This is a genomic window from Kribbella sp. WER1 (genome assembly GCF_054189145.1).
This window is the reverse complement of the sequence record NZ_JBSZTA010000002.1, coordinates 47,901-62,383: the sequence shown is the minus strand read 5'-3', so window position 1 is coordinate 62,383 and position 14,483 is coordinate 47,901. Positions and strand designations below refer to the sequence as shown.

Here is a 14,483-nt window from a genome sequence, read left to right as displayed (position 1 = left end):
TGTGACTCCCAGGGCTTGTTCACCGGGTGCCGGCGACTCATCGGAAACACGCGGTCAGGATACGTACCGGTCAGGCGTTACAGGGTCACGTACTCACGGATCTTGCCGCGCTGGTGTTCTCGGCGGTCGCCGAGTCGCATCGGCAGAGTGGGCAGTTCTCGGTCGATCGCGGCGTTGTCCAGGGGCGCTGTCATTGGGATGTCGGCGTACCCGCGGTCATCCTCGTGCCAGGTTCCGGCCGGGTCGACGGCCCTGACCCGGGTGACCACTTGGTCGACCACGAACACCACGGCCTTCAGACGCGGACGCCTGGCGGGGGCAACGTTCCACCACTTCCGGTCGGCCTCCAGTTGCACTGCCTCGCTCTGCCCGGTCTCGCCGTAGCGCCGGTTGGTTTCGGTGTCGACCTTCGGCCGACTGTTGCGGTACACGATCAGCGCGCAGTCGCTGACGCCCGGACTGAGGTACCGGTACAGGGTCGCCCGGCCGACGCCGAACGCGGCGGCGATCTCGTTGCCGGTCAGTTCCCCGGTGTCGTACAGCCGCTGCGCTTGGTCCAGCTGCTGGGCGGTCAGCTTCGCCGGCCGTCCACCGACGCGGCCGCGCGCGCGGGCGGCGGCCAGGCCGTCGAGGGTGCCTTCCACGATCAGTTCCCGGTCGTACTCGGCGAGTGCGGCGAAGATGTGGAAGGTGAACCGGCCGATCGGGGTCGAGGTGTCGATGCCCTGCTCGATCACGACGAAGTCGACCCCGCGGTCTTCGAAGCCGCGCACCAGCTCCATCAAATCGTCGTGGGACCGGCCGAGCCGGCGCAGCCTGGTCACCGTTACCTGGTCGCCCTCGCGCAACAGCTCCAGCATCCGTTCCAGCTCCGGCCGCGAGGCCAGCTTCCCCGACATCTTGTCGATGAAGATCCGCGCCCGATCGATCCCGGCAGCCAGTAGTGCGTCGAGCTGGTGATCAGGGTTCTGCTCCCGGGTCGAGACCCGTGCGTATCCGAACCGCTCCATGAATCCCGAAACCTCTCGGATGGCGATACTCAGACGTTGAATCTGAGACACGGTTTCTGCGGACCATGTCACGCCATCATCCGACTCAAGGCGGTGCGACGTCAAATGGGTCTCATAAACGATCGTTTATGAGACCCATTTTGAACGGCATGGCCACTCCGGAATTCGCTGAGTCGTGATTGCGGGGAACGCTGGTTGGACCGCCGGTCCGGCGGGGCGGCGCGGACGAGGCCAGGGTCAGAAGGGCGCCTGCTCGTCGTCGTCCCACTCCTCCGCGTCGGGGGTGAGATCCTGCCACTCTTCCTGGTCGGGCAACGACCACGACAGCAGCGGCTCTTTGAAGCCGGCCTTCGGCATCTCCCACTCGAGCTCCTGCCGGAGCTCGCGGACCAGGTCGAGCCGGTCCCCCGGCGGGACGTTCTCCGTCCGGAGCTTGCCCGCGTACGGGGCGACGGTCGCCGCGGCCGCGGCCCACCGCGGTGCCGCCCGGGCGGCCTGCTTGATGATCGTCTCGCGGAAGAACTGCTGGATGCTGGGCAGCGAGTCCTCGGTGACCAGGGTCAGGTCGGCCAGGCTCAGGTCGGTGCGCAGCTCCTCGAACAGCTTGCCGGTCATCTTGTGCGGCAGCGTCGCGAACTGGCGGCGGGTGGTGTGCAGGAGGAACCCGAGATCCTTGGCCATCCAGCCCAACCACGGGTGCGCCCGCCGGCAGACGAAGATCGGCACCATCGGCTGGGCCGGGTGCTGCATCTGCAGGGCCGCGGCCTTGCCGAGGAGCTGGTACACCTCCTTGTGGATCGGGTAGAACCACTGCCGGCGGTTCTTCATCTCCATCGGGAGCGCGAACGGCAGCCGCGGCAGGCCGGTGGCCGGGTCGATCGAGTGCAGCCAGGCGCCGGAGTCCAGTGCGCCGTACAGCTTGACGCCCATGACGTTGCGGACCTCGCCGAAACCGGGCTCCATCGGGATGAGATGGGTTCCGGCAATGGACAGCGAGTGGCGCAGCACCGCCTCGCCGGCGTCGCCCGAGGTGGTCGACACTGCGAAGAACCGCCCGTACAGCTGGCCTTTGCGCGCGACGGCTCGGTTGATTGCGGTCTCCCGCCGACGCCGATCGGCCGGCACCAGGAGCTTCACGACCCGGTTGCCCTTGGTCTTGTGGGTCACCTCGTCGAGCGCGTGCAGTGCCCGCAGGCCTTGGACGGCCTCGGTGACGATGTGGGAGTGCAGCCAGTCGTGCTGCTCGTTGTAGACGACGCCCCGCTCGCACAGGCGCGCCTCGAGCTCGGCGTGCGCGACCGCCAGCTCGTCATCGAGGAGGTCCAGGACGGCTTGGCGCGCCAGCTGGAGCCAGTCGTTCTTGCTCCGGGCGTGTCCAGCGCCGTGCCCGGAGGTCTCCTTGGGGCTCATTTTTACGTTTGCTCCCTGCGCGGAGAGCGTATGTAGAGGTTTCTTTGCCCAGGGCTCCCAGCTGCCGCCCGCTGCCAGATCCGGATCAGGGCAGCCGAGCGCGCGCGGCGGCTCGCGAGGCCGGCTGACGCGGCGAGCGGCCTGCGGCTGGCGTCAGGCAGCGCAGGGCCGCCCGGAGATCCGGAACTGGACATGCTGGAACTCTCGACGCCTGCGAAGTTAGCTGTCGGGCTCGGGCTGAGAGTCGGCCCGGTCCGCTCCCGCGGACTACCACCCCAGGGCCCCGGCAACTGCCGGCCACGGCCCAACTTCCTGGGTCCTCCACCACTGCCGTACGTTCGGCTGATGCGTGGATGGCCCGGCAGCGCTCGGCGTTGACCAGCACGCGGTTCGTCGGGATCGGTGAACCACCCATGAATGTACGACGTCCGCGCGGATGCGCCAAAACCCTTATCCACAAGGACCGCCGCGTGTCGTCGATCCCGCGGTGGGCAGGTGCGGTGCGCCCGGCGAGACGTTCGGATGTGCTCCATCGCCGCAGCGAACCAGACCGGCCTGGTTAGTGTCGCGTCGAGCGGATCTCGGCGGAACCTGCCGTCCGGGCCGGCGGCGTCGGCGGTGGAAGAGCCGGGCGGCGCGGACGATCCCGCGGATCCGCTCGGACGTGGCCGGCCTGCGGCCGGGTGGTGCCGACTTCGTCGGCGCAGTACTGCAGTACCCCCCCTCCTGACCCTCCAGTCTGACCCGACACGTCTGCTCCGCAACCGCCGTCGCCCCCGGCGGATGCGCGTGTTCTCCGCTGCGCTCCGCCCACGCACACCGCCCGTCGGCGGCTGCTCCGCAGCCGCTTACGGGTGAGACGTTCCGTGCCAGGCGGGGAGCCGAACAGTCGGCCAAACCAGAGCGTCGACACCCACGCCAGGCAGGAGCGGAGCACTGTCCCGATGACCACCACCGCCGAACGGTATGCCCGTGCAGCCCAGTCCCTCGGCTTCCTCCGCGGCGCGCTGATGACCGACGACCCCGACAGCATCATCGCCAGCGCCTTCACCGCCCTCGGAGTGCTCTGGGGAACTGAGTCCCGGGCGATCTGGGACGAGGCGAGCCAGATAGCGCAGGAGCTGGAGGTGGGCAACGGCTACAAGATTCCGTCACTGCTCGACCGTGTCGGCCAGCTCCGCGACCTCCTGGTCGTCGAGGCCAAGCGGCTCACGATCGAGCAGGACGGCCCCGAGGTCCTGATCATGATCGAATCCGACCCGGACTACCCGGACGACCTGATGGGTGAACCGTTCCTGATCTGCCCGCACCCCGGCTGCGACGCGGAGGACGACATCCGGCAGGTCGACGTCGTCACCCGCTGGAACAACCTGCGGTTCAACCGCAGCCACGACGGCGTGGTCATCAGCGACGGCGGCAGCGACGACGGCGAAGACCACGGCTACCTCTGCGGGAGCTGCGAGCGCCCGGTCAGCTTCCCGGAGGACATTGACGCGAACCGCAGCTGGGCCTAGCCCTGATGCATCGACGGCCCGCCGGAGACCTTGCTCCGGCGGGCCTCTCCCCCGGCTAGCGGAACTGGACCGTCACCGCCCGGGTCGACGTCCTGGTGGTGCCGACGGAACCGCGGACGTGCTGCAGCACCTGGTCGAGCTTTTCACCGTCACCGGGTTCCCAGGTCGGCGTACCGGCGGCCCGGCGGCGGACGAACCGCCGCGAGTTGCCCTTGTCGTCGCCGGGGTGCTCGACGTTGACCGCGCCGTCGACGACCGTCAGCAGGGCCCGCAGGAAGGTCTGTTCGTCGACGGTCGGCTCCAGCTCGTCCAGCAGTTGCACGCCTGCGGTCGTCGCAGCCTCTCCGCCGTGCAGCACCCGGATCCGGGCGTCGCGGAGGTCAGCCTTCTCAGCCTCGGTGGCACCGAGGAGAGTCGCGAACTGGTCGAGTGCCGCCTGCTGCGGCATCGTCTTTCCGCTGAACCAGGCCGAGACGTTGGACTTGGACTGGTCGGTCAAGCGGGCGATGTCACGCATGCTCACCCAGCCGCCGTCTTCGCGGTAGGCGAGCGTGCGCAGCACCTTGCCGAACTGCTCCCGGGTCCGGACGTTCCCGAGCGGTACGGCGTACCGCGACGGCCGCCGGGCGGGCCGGCGCGTGCGGGCGGCGGCTTCCCACAGCCGTCGCAGTACCTCGAGCGAACGCACTCCGGTGATCCCGCACCCGCGCAGGTACGCCTCGGTGATCTCCCAGGTCGGGAGGCTCTTGCCGGACGCTGCTCGGGACAGCTGCGAGTAGCTGAAGTGGGTTTGGTCCGCCAGCTGCCGGTAGTTCAGTCCGGCGTTGTCGCGGTACAGCCGCAGTCGGCGAGCGAGCTCGCCGACTGCGCCACTGTCCGCCGGGATCGGGTTCTCGGCGCGTGCCACGGCGGCCCTACCCCTGGCTGACCGCTGTAGTGCCGAAGAGCTGCAGGAGCAGCCGGAAGAACGTCTTGACGGCGCAGCAGGCCGCCGTGACAGCCGCCCCGATGAAGGCCCCCGCGACCACTGGCAGGTCGGTGACGGAGGCGACGCCGAAGGAGAACGCCAAGACCTCGGCGAACACCGTCAGCAGAAGGATGATGATGACGATCCGGTGCCGGCGGCGCCGGTCGTCGTGGTACGTCGTGCAGCGCAGCATGTTCGTGCTGCCCCTTCTCGTGAGGGCATGCTGAAGCCGCAGCCTCAGCGTGCTTGTCCCTTGCCCCGGCCGGCGGCCGGAGTGTGGTGTGCACCTGGAGCCAAAGGACCTGGAGGTGGTCCGGGGAGTGCAATCCCCGGACCGGGTCCCTGCTGGTTCCCGGGTGATCAACGACCCTAGACCTGTGATCCGGGCGTTACAAACTGCACGCGCCGCGATTCCGGTACAGGTCCGGACAGAACTGTGGCCGGGTCCCCCGTTGCACCGGGGGCCCGGCCGTACCCGAGAGGTTCCACACCACATGGGACAAGCGCCCTCGGGAAGTCGAAAACAACCTTATCCACAGAGATCTGCCCGCCAGAGCAACAACCTTGTAGTTAGTTGTTTGCAGTGGAGAGTGGCCCCTTGGGCTAGCCCACCGCTAGAGGCAGTCCGAACCGCCCTGGCTTTCTGTCCAACGGAAGTCCGGACACCGATCGGCTCCTGAGCAGCCCGAACAGTCGCTGACACGATCTTGGCTGCAACAATCGCTGTAGGGTATTACCTGTCACCCCGCAACAAACAGCCATGCATGGTCGGGGGTGACTTGACTCAGCGTGTAGCGCCAGTCGGGCCGGATTGTTGCACCAGCTCCGGACGGCACGCCGGTTTTGTCGCGCCCTCGTGGTATACGCGGACGGCCCGTACTGGTTACACCCAAGACCGAATCCGCAACAACTGATCCGGTTCACCTCGACCGTGTGCGCGGCCGGCGGCGCGGTTCACCGGTGGATCTTGAACAGCTGCGGCCGCACTGTACCGCCCGGCCACATTCCCGCGAGTCCGGCCGTCATCAGCAGCGTCCCGACCGGGGCGACGGCGTACGACAGGATCACGGGGTACCCGATGGCGGCGATCACCGCCTGCGACCGCGGGTAGAACGTCGTGACGTTGGCGAAGAGCAGCAGGCCCAGCACGATCGTGTAGCCCGTCCGCAGGATCCGCGCGGGCCAGGGCACATTCCACCCGATCGCGCCGACCAGAACGAACGCCGGCAGTACGACTGCGCCGGCCAGGTGCCAGCGGTTACCCCCCTCGGTGCTGCCGATCGCCATCAGGTTCAGTCCAGCGGTGAGCACGACGCCGAAGATCAACGTCGGCCAGGCCGTGGCCTCCGGGCGGATCGCCGACTTCGTCTCAGCATCCATCGTTGCCTCTCCCCCAACCCTCACGCCGATCCATGACCGCACTAAATGTACGCGACCACTCACGTAGCGAATCCGCATTCTACTACGCCTATACGTAGTAGAATGCGGATAGGCGTAGTAGAATGCGGATGTGGACATGTCCAACCCGATGACCACCGTCGTGCAGACGCTCGACGGTCCCGTGCTCGCCGTACTGGCCCGGACGACGGCACCATTGACCGGTCGCCGGATTCACCAGCTCGCCGGCACCGGGAGTGAGCGGGGTGTCCTGAACGTGCTGCACCGCCTGGCGGCCACCGGGCTGGTCGACGAGGCCCGGGTCGGAGCATCCATTCAGTTCACGCTGAACCGCGACCACGTGGCCGCACCCGCCGTACTGCAGCTCACCGAGCTGCGGCCGCTGCTGTTCGACCGCTTCCGGGAAGCGATCGCCGCGTGGCCGATCAAGCCTGAGCACGCCAGCATCTTCGGATCGACGGCCCGCGGCGACGGGGACGAAGACAGCGACGTCGACCTGCTGCTCGTGCACAGCCTCGACGACACGTCTGTAGCGGAGGCCGAAGCCTGGGGCGATCAACTCGCCGATCTGGGCGACCAGGTCCGCCGCTGGAGCGGCAACTACCTCCAGATCTACGACATCAGCCTCGACGGTCTGCTCGCACACCTGGAAGCCGGCGAGCCGATCGTCAACGACTGGAAGCGCGACGGCGTCAGGATCCACGGCACCGAGATCCGGACCCTCATCAACCGACTGAGCCACAAGGAGAGTGCATGAGCCGCCCCACCGGCCGGACCGAGGACTGCAACCGGCCCCAGGCCGCCGTCCGGCTCACGCACGCCCGTGCGTTCCTCGAGGTCGCCGACCTCGTCAGCGACGTCGACGACGAACTCGCCAACGACAACGTTGCGGCCGCGCTCGCCGTACTCGCCGGCATCGCGGCCGCCGACGCGGCCTGCTGCGTGACCCTCGGCCAACGCTCCCGCGGACAAGACCACCGCCAGGCGATCCAGCTCGTTTCCCAGGTCGGCAGCGACGGCCAGCGCCTCGGCCGAGCGCTGAAACGCCTGCTCGACATCAAAGACGGCGCACACTACGGCGCCGTGTACGTCGGCGCGAAGGAAGCCAAGGAAGCCGTACGCAGCGCACGCATCCTGCTCGACGAGGCCGAACGACTATTCCAGGGAAACAGCGGATGAGAGCGGGCAGCGTCCACACCAGTGCATCTGAACAGATGTTCGATTACGCGCTATCGTGGTGGTCATGCGGGTACGGTTCACGGTGCGACCTGACGACGACCAGCCTGGTCGGTTCGCCGTCTGGGACGGCGGGACAAACGGTTGGCGCGCTCGTGGCCTGGCCGACGAGCCCGCAGCGACCCGCAAGGCGGCCGAGCTGGAGCTCCAGTACGACGCCCACGGGCAACGGAACCCGGCAACGGTCCGCCAGTTCGGCAACCACCAGCAGAAGGTCCAGATCAAGCACGTCGAGTGGTCGCCGCCGGTCGAGCTGTACGCGTGGCTGCGGACCGACGGCGAGTGGTACGGCCTGGTGTGTGACGCCGCCGGCCGAATGACCTTCGTGCCAGGCAGCGAGCTGCGACCAAACGAGTCCTAGCCCGTCGTCCGCCTGTCCCCCACTCCCTCGTGCGCCGGCCCGCCGTACCTGACGAGACGACCCGCCGCGGCCGCCGGAGACTGTCGCCGGGAGCGACTACGGTTCGACCTGAAGCGATTACAGGGAGGGATGAGCGTGACGGTACGTGAAGACGTTGTGGTGTCGGCCGCGGTCCGCGCCAAGCTCGGGTCGGTTGTGGAGCAGGTCCTCGACAGCCTGTGGGTCATCGACTGTCAGACCTGCAACCAGCCGCTGCCCGGCCGCAGGCCTGCGCTCAGCGTCGACGACCTGATCAGCTTCGCCAGCGCGAGCCTGCACCACCAGCACTGCCGACCGTCGACCTGGAACGACGATCACCAGATCAGTGCGGCCCAAGGCGCGACGCTGACGCATCACACCGAATGCGTCCTCCTCCCGGTGACGGTCGGCGACGACTCCGAAGAGATCAAGCCGTTCGTGCTGATCAACCCCGGGCTGGAGATGATCTACCTCATGCGCGGCCCGATCGGGCAATGGAAGGTCGAGCCCAACGGGGCGTTCACGGGAGCGGGCTTCGCTCCCCCGCCGTTCACCTGGTCGCCGGTGGCCGGCGCAGTTGCCCAGCTTCGGGGCAACCAGCTGAGCGTCATCTTCAAGAGTCAGTTGATCGGTCCGTACGACGTGACCTTGAACGACCGGGCACGGAAGCTGGTCGAGGCCGACGGCGGCCTGGTGGTCGTGATGACCCATGCGGTCGATCCGCACGAGGTGGCGGCCGATCCCGCACAGCTGGAGCCGGTGCTGCTCGGCGACCGGACCGTGATGGGCTACACCCAGCTCGACCGGCGGGTCGGATAGCCCGGCGGCCGGGAGATCGCGATGACGTACCAGCTGAACCGCTGGCAGGAGTACGGGCACGACCGGCTCTACGTGAACTCCGGTTCACGCAAGGTCGGGTGGATCGACCTGAAGACAGGCCGCTCGACGTCGACCACGGACACCGGCTGGCCCCACCCCGTCGAGGGGATGGTGAAGCACTGGCTGGCGAACAACGGCCTCGAGGACCTGCAGGTCCAGCTCGCGCCGCGAAGGTTCGGTGACGAAGTCACCACGCAGGAGTTCCTGGCGCGCCTGGATCAATCCCGCAACCCCGCGCCGGCGGACAACGTACGCGGACGGGCCACGTCGTCGGGTGCCCGGGGCACCGAAGGTACTCAGCAACCCGATCCCGCCGGCCAGGGATGGGATCTGGCGAAGAATCGGCCGGGCAGCTCGGCTCAGGCCGCCGCCCGCAAGCACACGACCTGGTGGCGCCAGCTCGGACGTGCGCTGGGCTTTCGGACCAAGGACCAGGCCTGGCGGATCGGCGCCGAGGGTGAACAGCTCGTCGCCCAGACTCTTCGCTGGGCACGGCTGCGCGGCTGGCGGATCTTGCACGCCGTACCGGTCGGGACGCGGGGCGCGGACATCGACCACGTGCTCATCGGCCCAGGCGGCGTGATCACGATCAACACCAAGCACCACCCTGGCAAGAAGGTCCGGGCCAAACCCGACGTCGTGTTCGTCGGCAAGGACGCGAAGAAGTACGGGCAGATCTCCCAGCACGAGGCGACCCGTGCAGCCCGGCTGCTGACCGCTGCCGCCGACCGGCCGGTATCGGTTCGGGCTGCTGTGGTGGTCGTGGGTGCGAAGAGTGTCCGGGGATCTCGCAGCGCCGGCACCGAGGTCATGCCGAGGTCGCATCTGCTGGTGTGGCTGCTGTTCCAGCGCCGGGTCCTCGGTCGGACCGAGGTCGCCCGGCTGTACGAGATCGCCCGCCGCAGCACGACCTGGACGCCCGGCTGACGCCGTGCGTCTGACCGTTGCTCTCGGCTACCAGTCCTCGGACGTGATGTCGCTGTTCAGCGACTCCCAGACCGCGTCGTCGATCTCGGGGTCGTCGCTGAACAGGTGCTCGGCCGCGGTGTCCTCGCTGCTCGCGGGCTCGTCGGCAGGTTGGCTCATGCGTCCCATTGCACCGCGGAACCCCGGGTGCCGCACCTCTGCGCCAGGTTCAACGCGGCGTGCGATCCCCGCGGCCGGGCCACGGCGACCTGCGCGAGGCTGTACCCGGTGGTCCGTCGGATCTGGAACGGGGTCAGCACCCCTTCGTCGTACGCGGCCCGCGCCGCCGCGATCAGCTGACGGCGGGCAGCCTCGAAGCCGTCGTAGCTCGGCGGGAAGTTGGCCGGGGAGAACGTCAACGCCCGGACCCTGCGGTACTCAGCCATCACCGCCTCCAGCTCGACGAGCTGCGGCGCCGGCGTACCGGCCGGATCAGTGGGACCGAGGTGCCAGGCCCGGGGCTCCGCGAGCTGAAGGTGCACAGGGAGCGCGTCGGCGGTGAGCACGTAGCACTCCTGCAACCAGTCGTCGCTGTGATCGTGGACCTCGTGGGGATCCTCGCCGGGCATCACCCGGACCCCGTACAGACGATCTGGATCGAGCTGGTCCCGGGCAACGAACAAGTGAGTTGCTCCATCCTGCTGGGCCGACAGCACCATGTTGGTGATCGCGTGGCGCTTGATCATGACGAGAACCTCCGGCGTGGGTTTGTGGTGGCCGTTTAGGGGTCGGCAGGCGTTGTGTGCCTGCCGGCAACTGCCGGGGGTTTGTGCCGCTGGAGGCTCGGGGTCAAGGGCGGCCGCTCGCGGACGTCGCCGAAGGCGATGCGGAGCTTGCGGAGCACCCTTGACGTCGAGTGGCGGCATGGTACCCAGGTCACCACCCGGCGCCGGAGGCGCCGATTGCAGGGCGGCGGAGCCGCTCGATTCAGTCCCTTGCGGCCCTCGGGCCTTGGTGTCGACGATGATGTGGGCATGCCCTACCCCGAACGGCCACGGCACCAGCCGCTGCCGCAGTTCAAGGGCACAGCCGGCCAGTGGCTGCCACCAGGCCGGGCCGCCGAACTGAGGGAGTTCGTCGTCGCGAAGTACGACGAAGGGCTCTCGCTGCGCGAGCTCGGCGAGCTCACGGACCGGTCCTGGCGCGAGATCAAGAACGTCCTGGACGAGGCCGGCGTACCGCTACGGCCGCGCGGGGCGCCCGTCGTGCCGGGTAGCAGACGGCACCCGGCGAACTGATCCGCGCGCTCCCGGTCACGCACTGGGGCAGGCCTCTCGCCGGCGCTGGATTCATGTGCACAGCCGCGCCGCCAGCGGCGGCCGCCGTAGATTGTCGGAGGCCGTGTCCACAATGGATGCGCCTGGGGACGACATCGAACAAAGGGGGCCCGTGGCTACCGAGATCGAAACCCACGCCAGCAACCTGCTCGAGGCGCTCTACGAGGCCCATCGAGCCAACGCCGACCAGGACGCCGCGACCGCCAGCTACCTCGAATCGGCCGGCCTCGACCCCGTCCAGGACGGGTTCGCACTGGTCGACTTCCTCGCCGAGCGTGGCCTGGTCGATGCGAACCACACGGCTGGGACCCCGCGGGGTTGGATCACTCCTGAAGGGATGCACGCTGTTCAAGGTTTGTACGCCAAGCGCGCGGATCCTAAGGCCCGGGCTGCGCTGCTGCGGACCGAGATGCTTCGGTGGCTCGACAGGCAGGAGGACGAAGGCCTCCAGCCGGCTAGCTTCGACGAGTTCGTCGACGCCCTCACTGAAGACAGCGAGGTGTTCAGTGAGCGCGAGCTGCGAGGCGCTGCGGAGTACCTTCACCGCAACGAACTTGTCGAAGCAGTGCACGTCGAGGAGTCAACCGATGGATGGATCCATCCTCGCCTGACTCCCGAGGGCCGCGAATGCATTACGGACCATGGTGGTGATGTGGCCGAGTTCCTCCGGGAGCGGCGCGGCGGACCATCGACCACTCATCACAGCACGACCGTTCACGTCAGCGACAACAACGGCAACCTCGTCATCCACGGTGAGAAGTTCACGCAGAACTACAACGCCGGCATCAACGTCGAAGACTTGGTCACGTTCGCCGGTGGCGTCCGCCAGATGCTTCCAGTGCTCGGGGTCGACCCGGCGGCGCAGGACGAACTTGCCGAGGTCGCCGACGACCTGCACGCCGAAGCGACCGCGCCTGTCCCCGACCGAGGTCGGCTTCGCCAGCTGGTCAATCGACTGCTGGCGGGTGTCAACGCCGCCGCCGAAACGGTCGCCAAGACCATGCTGCTCGCAGCTGGCGAAGCTGCTCGAAAGGCAATCACGGGTGGCTGACCGCGTGCGCCCGGCCAGCCAGGAGGTAGTGCGAGCGCACGAGGCGCTCGCCCAGATCGCGGCCGCCGCAGGCGGCGAAATCCCTCGGCTGAAGGTTCCGCGCCGGGGCGTCGACCGACATGTACGAGCCCGAGTCGAGCGAAACTTCGACGGAACCTTGCAGGTCGTCATCGCAGCTAACCAGATCCGGCAGGCGAGCGACAAGCAGCTGCTCGGCGTACTCGCGCACGAGTATGCCCACGTCGAGTACGACGACCCGGAACCAACCGGGCCACGGTGGCGAGCAGTGCTCTTTGTCGCCGTGCAGGTGGGCTTCCTCTTCCTCGTGATGATTGCCGGCGCCGGTGTCGGCGGCATCCTTTTCGGCTCGGCCGGGAAGCTGGTCGGGCTGCTGTTCGGCGTTGTCTTCGGGATCAGTGGATTCCTGCTGACCGAGTCCTACAGCAGGCGGAACCGGTACGAACGCACCGGTCGTGACGGCCCTCTGCGCGAGTTACGCGCCGATCTGCGCGCTGTGCAGCTGGTCGGCCGCGACGCGGTACTGGCCATGCTCGACGGTCATCCCGTCGCGAATCAGCTCGATCAGCGACTCCACGACATCGCACCGACTCACCCCACGCCCCGGCTGCGGCGCGCGGTCACGAGCAACTACGAGCCGACCGATGCCCCCCTCGAGGCCGCCCGGGCTCTGCGTCAGCAGTACAGCGCCTCGTAGACCATCCTGTCGGGGTCGACGGCGGAGCCGCATCCCCTTACCGACATGATCCGGCCGGCCTGCGGCCGATGAAGGAGCCGACTTCGTCGGCGCTGTGAAATGCGTTGTTCTCCCCCTCCTGGCGCTCCATTCTGACCCGACACGCCTGCTCCGCAACCTCCAGCTGCCCGGGCGCGTGTTCTCCGCTGCGCTCCGCCCACGCGCGCAGCTGGAGGTTGCTCCGCAGTCGCTTACGGGTCCGAAGTTCCGTCGCCAGGAGGGGGCGAACGACAGTCGGCCAAACCAAGAGCTGACCGCCCACCACCCGGCAGAACGGAGCTCCAGCATGACCATCGAGCAGACCGCTTCCAGCGCCGACGAGACCACCTTGCGCAACCAGGACCTCCGGAGCCTGGTGACGATGCTGCAGCATCAGCAGGTGCAGAAGTCCGACTTCATCGCACCCGCTGGGGCCATTCGTGCCGAGGAGGGAACGATCGTGGTCACCGGCGTCGAGGCCAAGCTCTCGGAGGACGGGGTCACCCAGGTCGACGGCGAGTACCGCCCGACCTACACATTCCTGGCCGGCTTGGCCAACAAGCTCGACATCCCGGTGGGCTACCTGAAGCGCATGCACCAGCAGCGCCCGGACCTGTTCGACGCCAACGTCAACGGGTGGCTGCACGGCCGCCCGGCCTTCGACCGGACCGCGGACGGCCGGATCGAGTTGAACCACGGCGAGGTACCGGGCATGCAGCGGTCGTTCATGATGCGGACGTTCCGCGGCGAGGACGGTCCCGGTCTCGGGCGGGCGCTGCTGTCGGACAAGTACAAGCGGATCGACAACCTCGACGCGCTGTTCGCGACCCTCGACGGCATCAAGGCCGCCGACGTACCGATCGACGTCCGAGGCTGCGACCTGACCGAGTCGCGCATGTATGTGCGGATCCAGGCCGAAGGCATCAAGGCCTATGCGCCGCAGCTTCTGAAGGACTACCGCAGCCCGTTCAGCGGCAAGACCGGCACCGAGAACCCGACCGTCTTCGCCGGGGTGCTGGTGTCCAACAGCGAGGTCGGAGCCGGCGCGTTCACGATCACCCCGCAGCTCGTCGTCGAGGTCTGCGACAACGGCATGACGATCAACCTCGATGTCGTGAAGGCCGTGCACGTCGGCAGCCGGATCGCGGACGGCGTCATCGACTGGTCCGATGAGGCCCGCCAGAAGGAGGTCGAGCTGATGCGGGTCAAGGCGCGGGACGCCGTTCGGACCTTCCTGAACGTCGACTACGTCAACCGGACGATCGCGCGCCTGGAGGTCGCCGCCGGCGCGCCGGTCAGCCGCGCAGACAAGGTCGTGCGGTCGGTCGGGAAAAAGCTCTCCTTCTCGGAGGAGCAGATCGAGGGCATCCTTGACCACTTCATCAAGGGTGGTCAGACCACGGCCGGGGGCGTCATGCAGGCGGTGACCTCGTACGCGCAGACGATCCCGAACGCCGACGTCGCCAACGAGGTCGAGTCGCAGGGCGTCGAGGCCATGATGCTGGCTGCCGCCGCGAAGTAACCAGTAGGCGTCACATGCAAGACAGCGGGCCGGGACATCCGAAGTGTCCCGGCCCGCGATCTGTAGCGCTGGGAACGGCGGTGCCGCGTTCTCGGGCATCGAGCCCTCGACCGCGGTGCTGTCGCGCGTGGGTCCGGGTGG

General features: G+C 68.1%; 17 protein-coding genes and 1 riboswitch. Of the genes, 10 read left to right on the top strand and 7 right to left on the bottom strand.

Features of this window, described 5'->3' with window-relative positions:
• Positions 1–77 precede the first annotated feature (77 nt).
• Both ACXJJ3_RS42320 and ACXJJ3_RS42315 read right to left on the bottom strand, forming a co-directional pair.
• Positions 78–1,010 carry a recombinase family protein gene (locus ACXJJ3_RS42320; protein WP_458172104.1) on the bottom strand — a complete coding sequence of 311 codons (933 nt, stop codon included), beginning with the start codon at positions 1,008–1,010 and terminating at the stop codon, positions 78–80.
• 237 nt (positions 1,011–1,247) lie between these two features.
• The gene (locus ACXJJ3_RS42315) at positions 1,248–2,420 is read right to left on the bottom strand and encodes a hypothetical protein (RefSeq protein WP_458172103.1); all 1,173 of its coding nucleotides are present in this window, start codon (positions 2,418–2,420) and stop codon (positions 1,248–1,250) included.
• Between the two features lie 196 nt (positions 2,421–2,616).
• A riboswitch (cyclic di-AMP (ydaO/yuaA leader) is annotated at positions 2,617–2,774 on the bottom strand.
• A gap of 590 nt (positions 2,775–3,364) precedes the next feature.
• Here ACXJJ3_RS42315 and ACXJJ3_RS42310 point away from each other — a divergent pair.
• The gene (locus ACXJJ3_RS42310) at positions 3,365–3,934 is read left to right on the top strand and encodes a hypothetical protein (RefSeq protein ID WP_458172102.1); all 570 of its coding nucleotides are present in this window, start codon (positions 3,365–3,367) and stop codon (positions 3,932–3,934) included.
• A gap of 55 nt (positions 3,935–3,989) precedes the next feature.
• On the opposite strand, the gene ACXJJ3_RS42305 is transcribed toward ACXJJ3_RS42310, so the two are convergent.
• The 3 genes from ACXJJ3_RS42305 to ACXJJ3_RS42295 form a co-directional block, all read right to left on the bottom strand.
• Positions 3,990–4,841 carry a helix-turn-helix domain-containing protein gene (locus ACXJJ3_RS42305; RefSeq protein ID WP_458172101.1) on the bottom strand — a complete coding sequence of 284 codons (852 nt, stop codon included), beginning with the start codon at positions 4,839–4,841 and terminating at the stop codon, positions 3,990–3,992.
• A gap of 7 nt (positions 4,842–4,848) precedes the next feature.
• Entirely contained in the window at positions 4,849–5,094 is a 246-nt protein-coding gene (locus ACXJJ3_RS42300) for a hypothetical protein (RefSeq protein ID WP_458172100.1), read from the bottom strand.
• Positions 5,095–5,855: 761 nt separating this feature from the next.
• Positions 5,856–6,281, bottom strand: a complete 426-nt coding sequence (locus tag ACXJJ3_RS42295) for a hypothetical protein (protein ID WP_458172099.1) — start codon at positions 6,279–6,281, stop codon at positions 5,856–5,858.
• Positions 6,282–6,417: 136 nt separating this feature from the next.
• Between ACXJJ3_RS42295 and ACXJJ3_RS42290 the strand changes: the two genes are divergently transcribed.
• The 5 genes from ACXJJ3_RS42290 (at position 6,418) to ACXJJ3_RS42270 (ending at position 9,720) form a co-directional block, all read left to right on the top strand.
• Entirely contained in the window at positions 6,418–7,056 is a 639-nt protein-coding gene (locus ACXJJ3_RS42290; RefSeq protein ID WP_458172098.1) for a nucleotidyltransferase domain-containing protein, read from the top strand.
• A complete protein-coding gene (locus ACXJJ3_RS42285) occupies positions 7,053–7,478 on the top strand; it encodes a hypothetical protein (RefSeq protein ID WP_458172097.1) in 426 nt (141 codons plus the stop codon). Before ACXJJ3_RS42290 ends, ACXJJ3_RS42285 begins: the two co-directional genes overlap by 4 nt.
• Before the next feature lie 64 nt (positions 7,479–7,542).
• Entirely contained in the window at positions 7,543–7,896 is a 354-nt protein-coding gene (locus ACXJJ3_RS42280) for a hypothetical protein (protein WP_458172096.1), read from the top strand.
• 135 nt (positions 7,897–8,031) lie between these two features.
• On the top strand, positions 8,032–8,733 hold the full coding sequence (locus ACXJJ3_RS42275) for a hypothetical protein (protein ID WP_458172095.1): 702 nt from the start codon (positions 8,032–8,034) through the stop codon (positions 8,731–8,733).
• A 21-nt stretch (positions 8,734–8,754) separates the two neighbouring features.
• On the top strand, positions 8,755–9,720 hold the full coding sequence (locus ACXJJ3_RS42270) for a nuclease-related domain-containing protein (protein ID WP_458172094.1): 966 nt from the start codon (positions 8,755–8,757) through the stop codon (positions 9,718–9,720).
• A 27-nt stretch (positions 9,721–9,747) separates the two neighbouring features.
• Here ACXJJ3_RS42270 and ACXJJ3_RS42265 read toward each other — a convergent pair whose 3' ends face one another.
• Together ACXJJ3_RS42265 and ACXJJ3_RS42260 are read right to left on the bottom strand one after the other, a co-directional pair.
• Complete coding sequence (locus ACXJJ3_RS42265) at positions 9,748–9,879, bottom strand: hypothetical protein (protein WP_458172093.1); 132 nt, start codon at positions 9,877–9,879, stop codon at positions 9,748–9,750.
• Complete coding sequence (locus ACXJJ3_RS42260; protein WP_458172092.1) at positions 9,876–10,445, bottom strand: hypothetical protein; 570 nt, start codon at positions 10,443–10,445, stop codon at positions 9,876–9,878. The genes ACXJJ3_RS42265 and ACXJJ3_RS42260 overlap by 4 nt, the downstream gene beginning before the upstream one ends.
• A 288-nt stretch (positions 10,446–10,733) precedes the next feature.
• Here ACXJJ3_RS42260 and ACXJJ3_RS42255 point away from each other — a divergent pair, with 288 nt between their 5' ends.
• The 4 genes from ACXJJ3_RS42255 (at position 10,734) to ACXJJ3_RS42240 (ending at position 14,342) form a co-directional block, all read left to right on the top strand.
• Entirely contained in the window at positions 10,734–10,997 is a 264-nt protein-coding gene (locus ACXJJ3_RS42255; protein WP_458172090.1) for a helix-turn-helix domain-containing protein, read from the top strand.
• Between the two features lie 151 nt (positions 10,998–11,148).
• Positions 11,149–12,087, top strand: a complete 939-nt coding sequence (locus tag ACXJJ3_RS42250; RefSeq protein WP_458172089.1) for a hypothetical protein — start codon at positions 11,149–11,151, stop codon at positions 12,085–12,087.
• Positions 12,080–12,802: a M48 family metalloprotease gene (locus ACXJJ3_RS42245; protein ID WP_458172087.1), complete on the top strand. Its 723-nt coding sequence runs from the start codon at positions 12,080–12,082 to the stop codon at positions 12,800–12,802. Before ACXJJ3_RS42250 ends, ACXJJ3_RS42245 begins: the two co-directional genes overlap by 8 nt.
• 325 nt (positions 12,803–13,127) lie before the next feature.
• Complete coding sequence (locus ACXJJ3_RS42240) at positions 13,128–14,342, top strand: hypothetical protein (protein WP_458172085.1); 1,215 nt, start codon at positions 13,128–13,130, stop codon at positions 14,340–14,342.
• Positions 14,343–14,483: the final 141 nt, after the last annotated feature.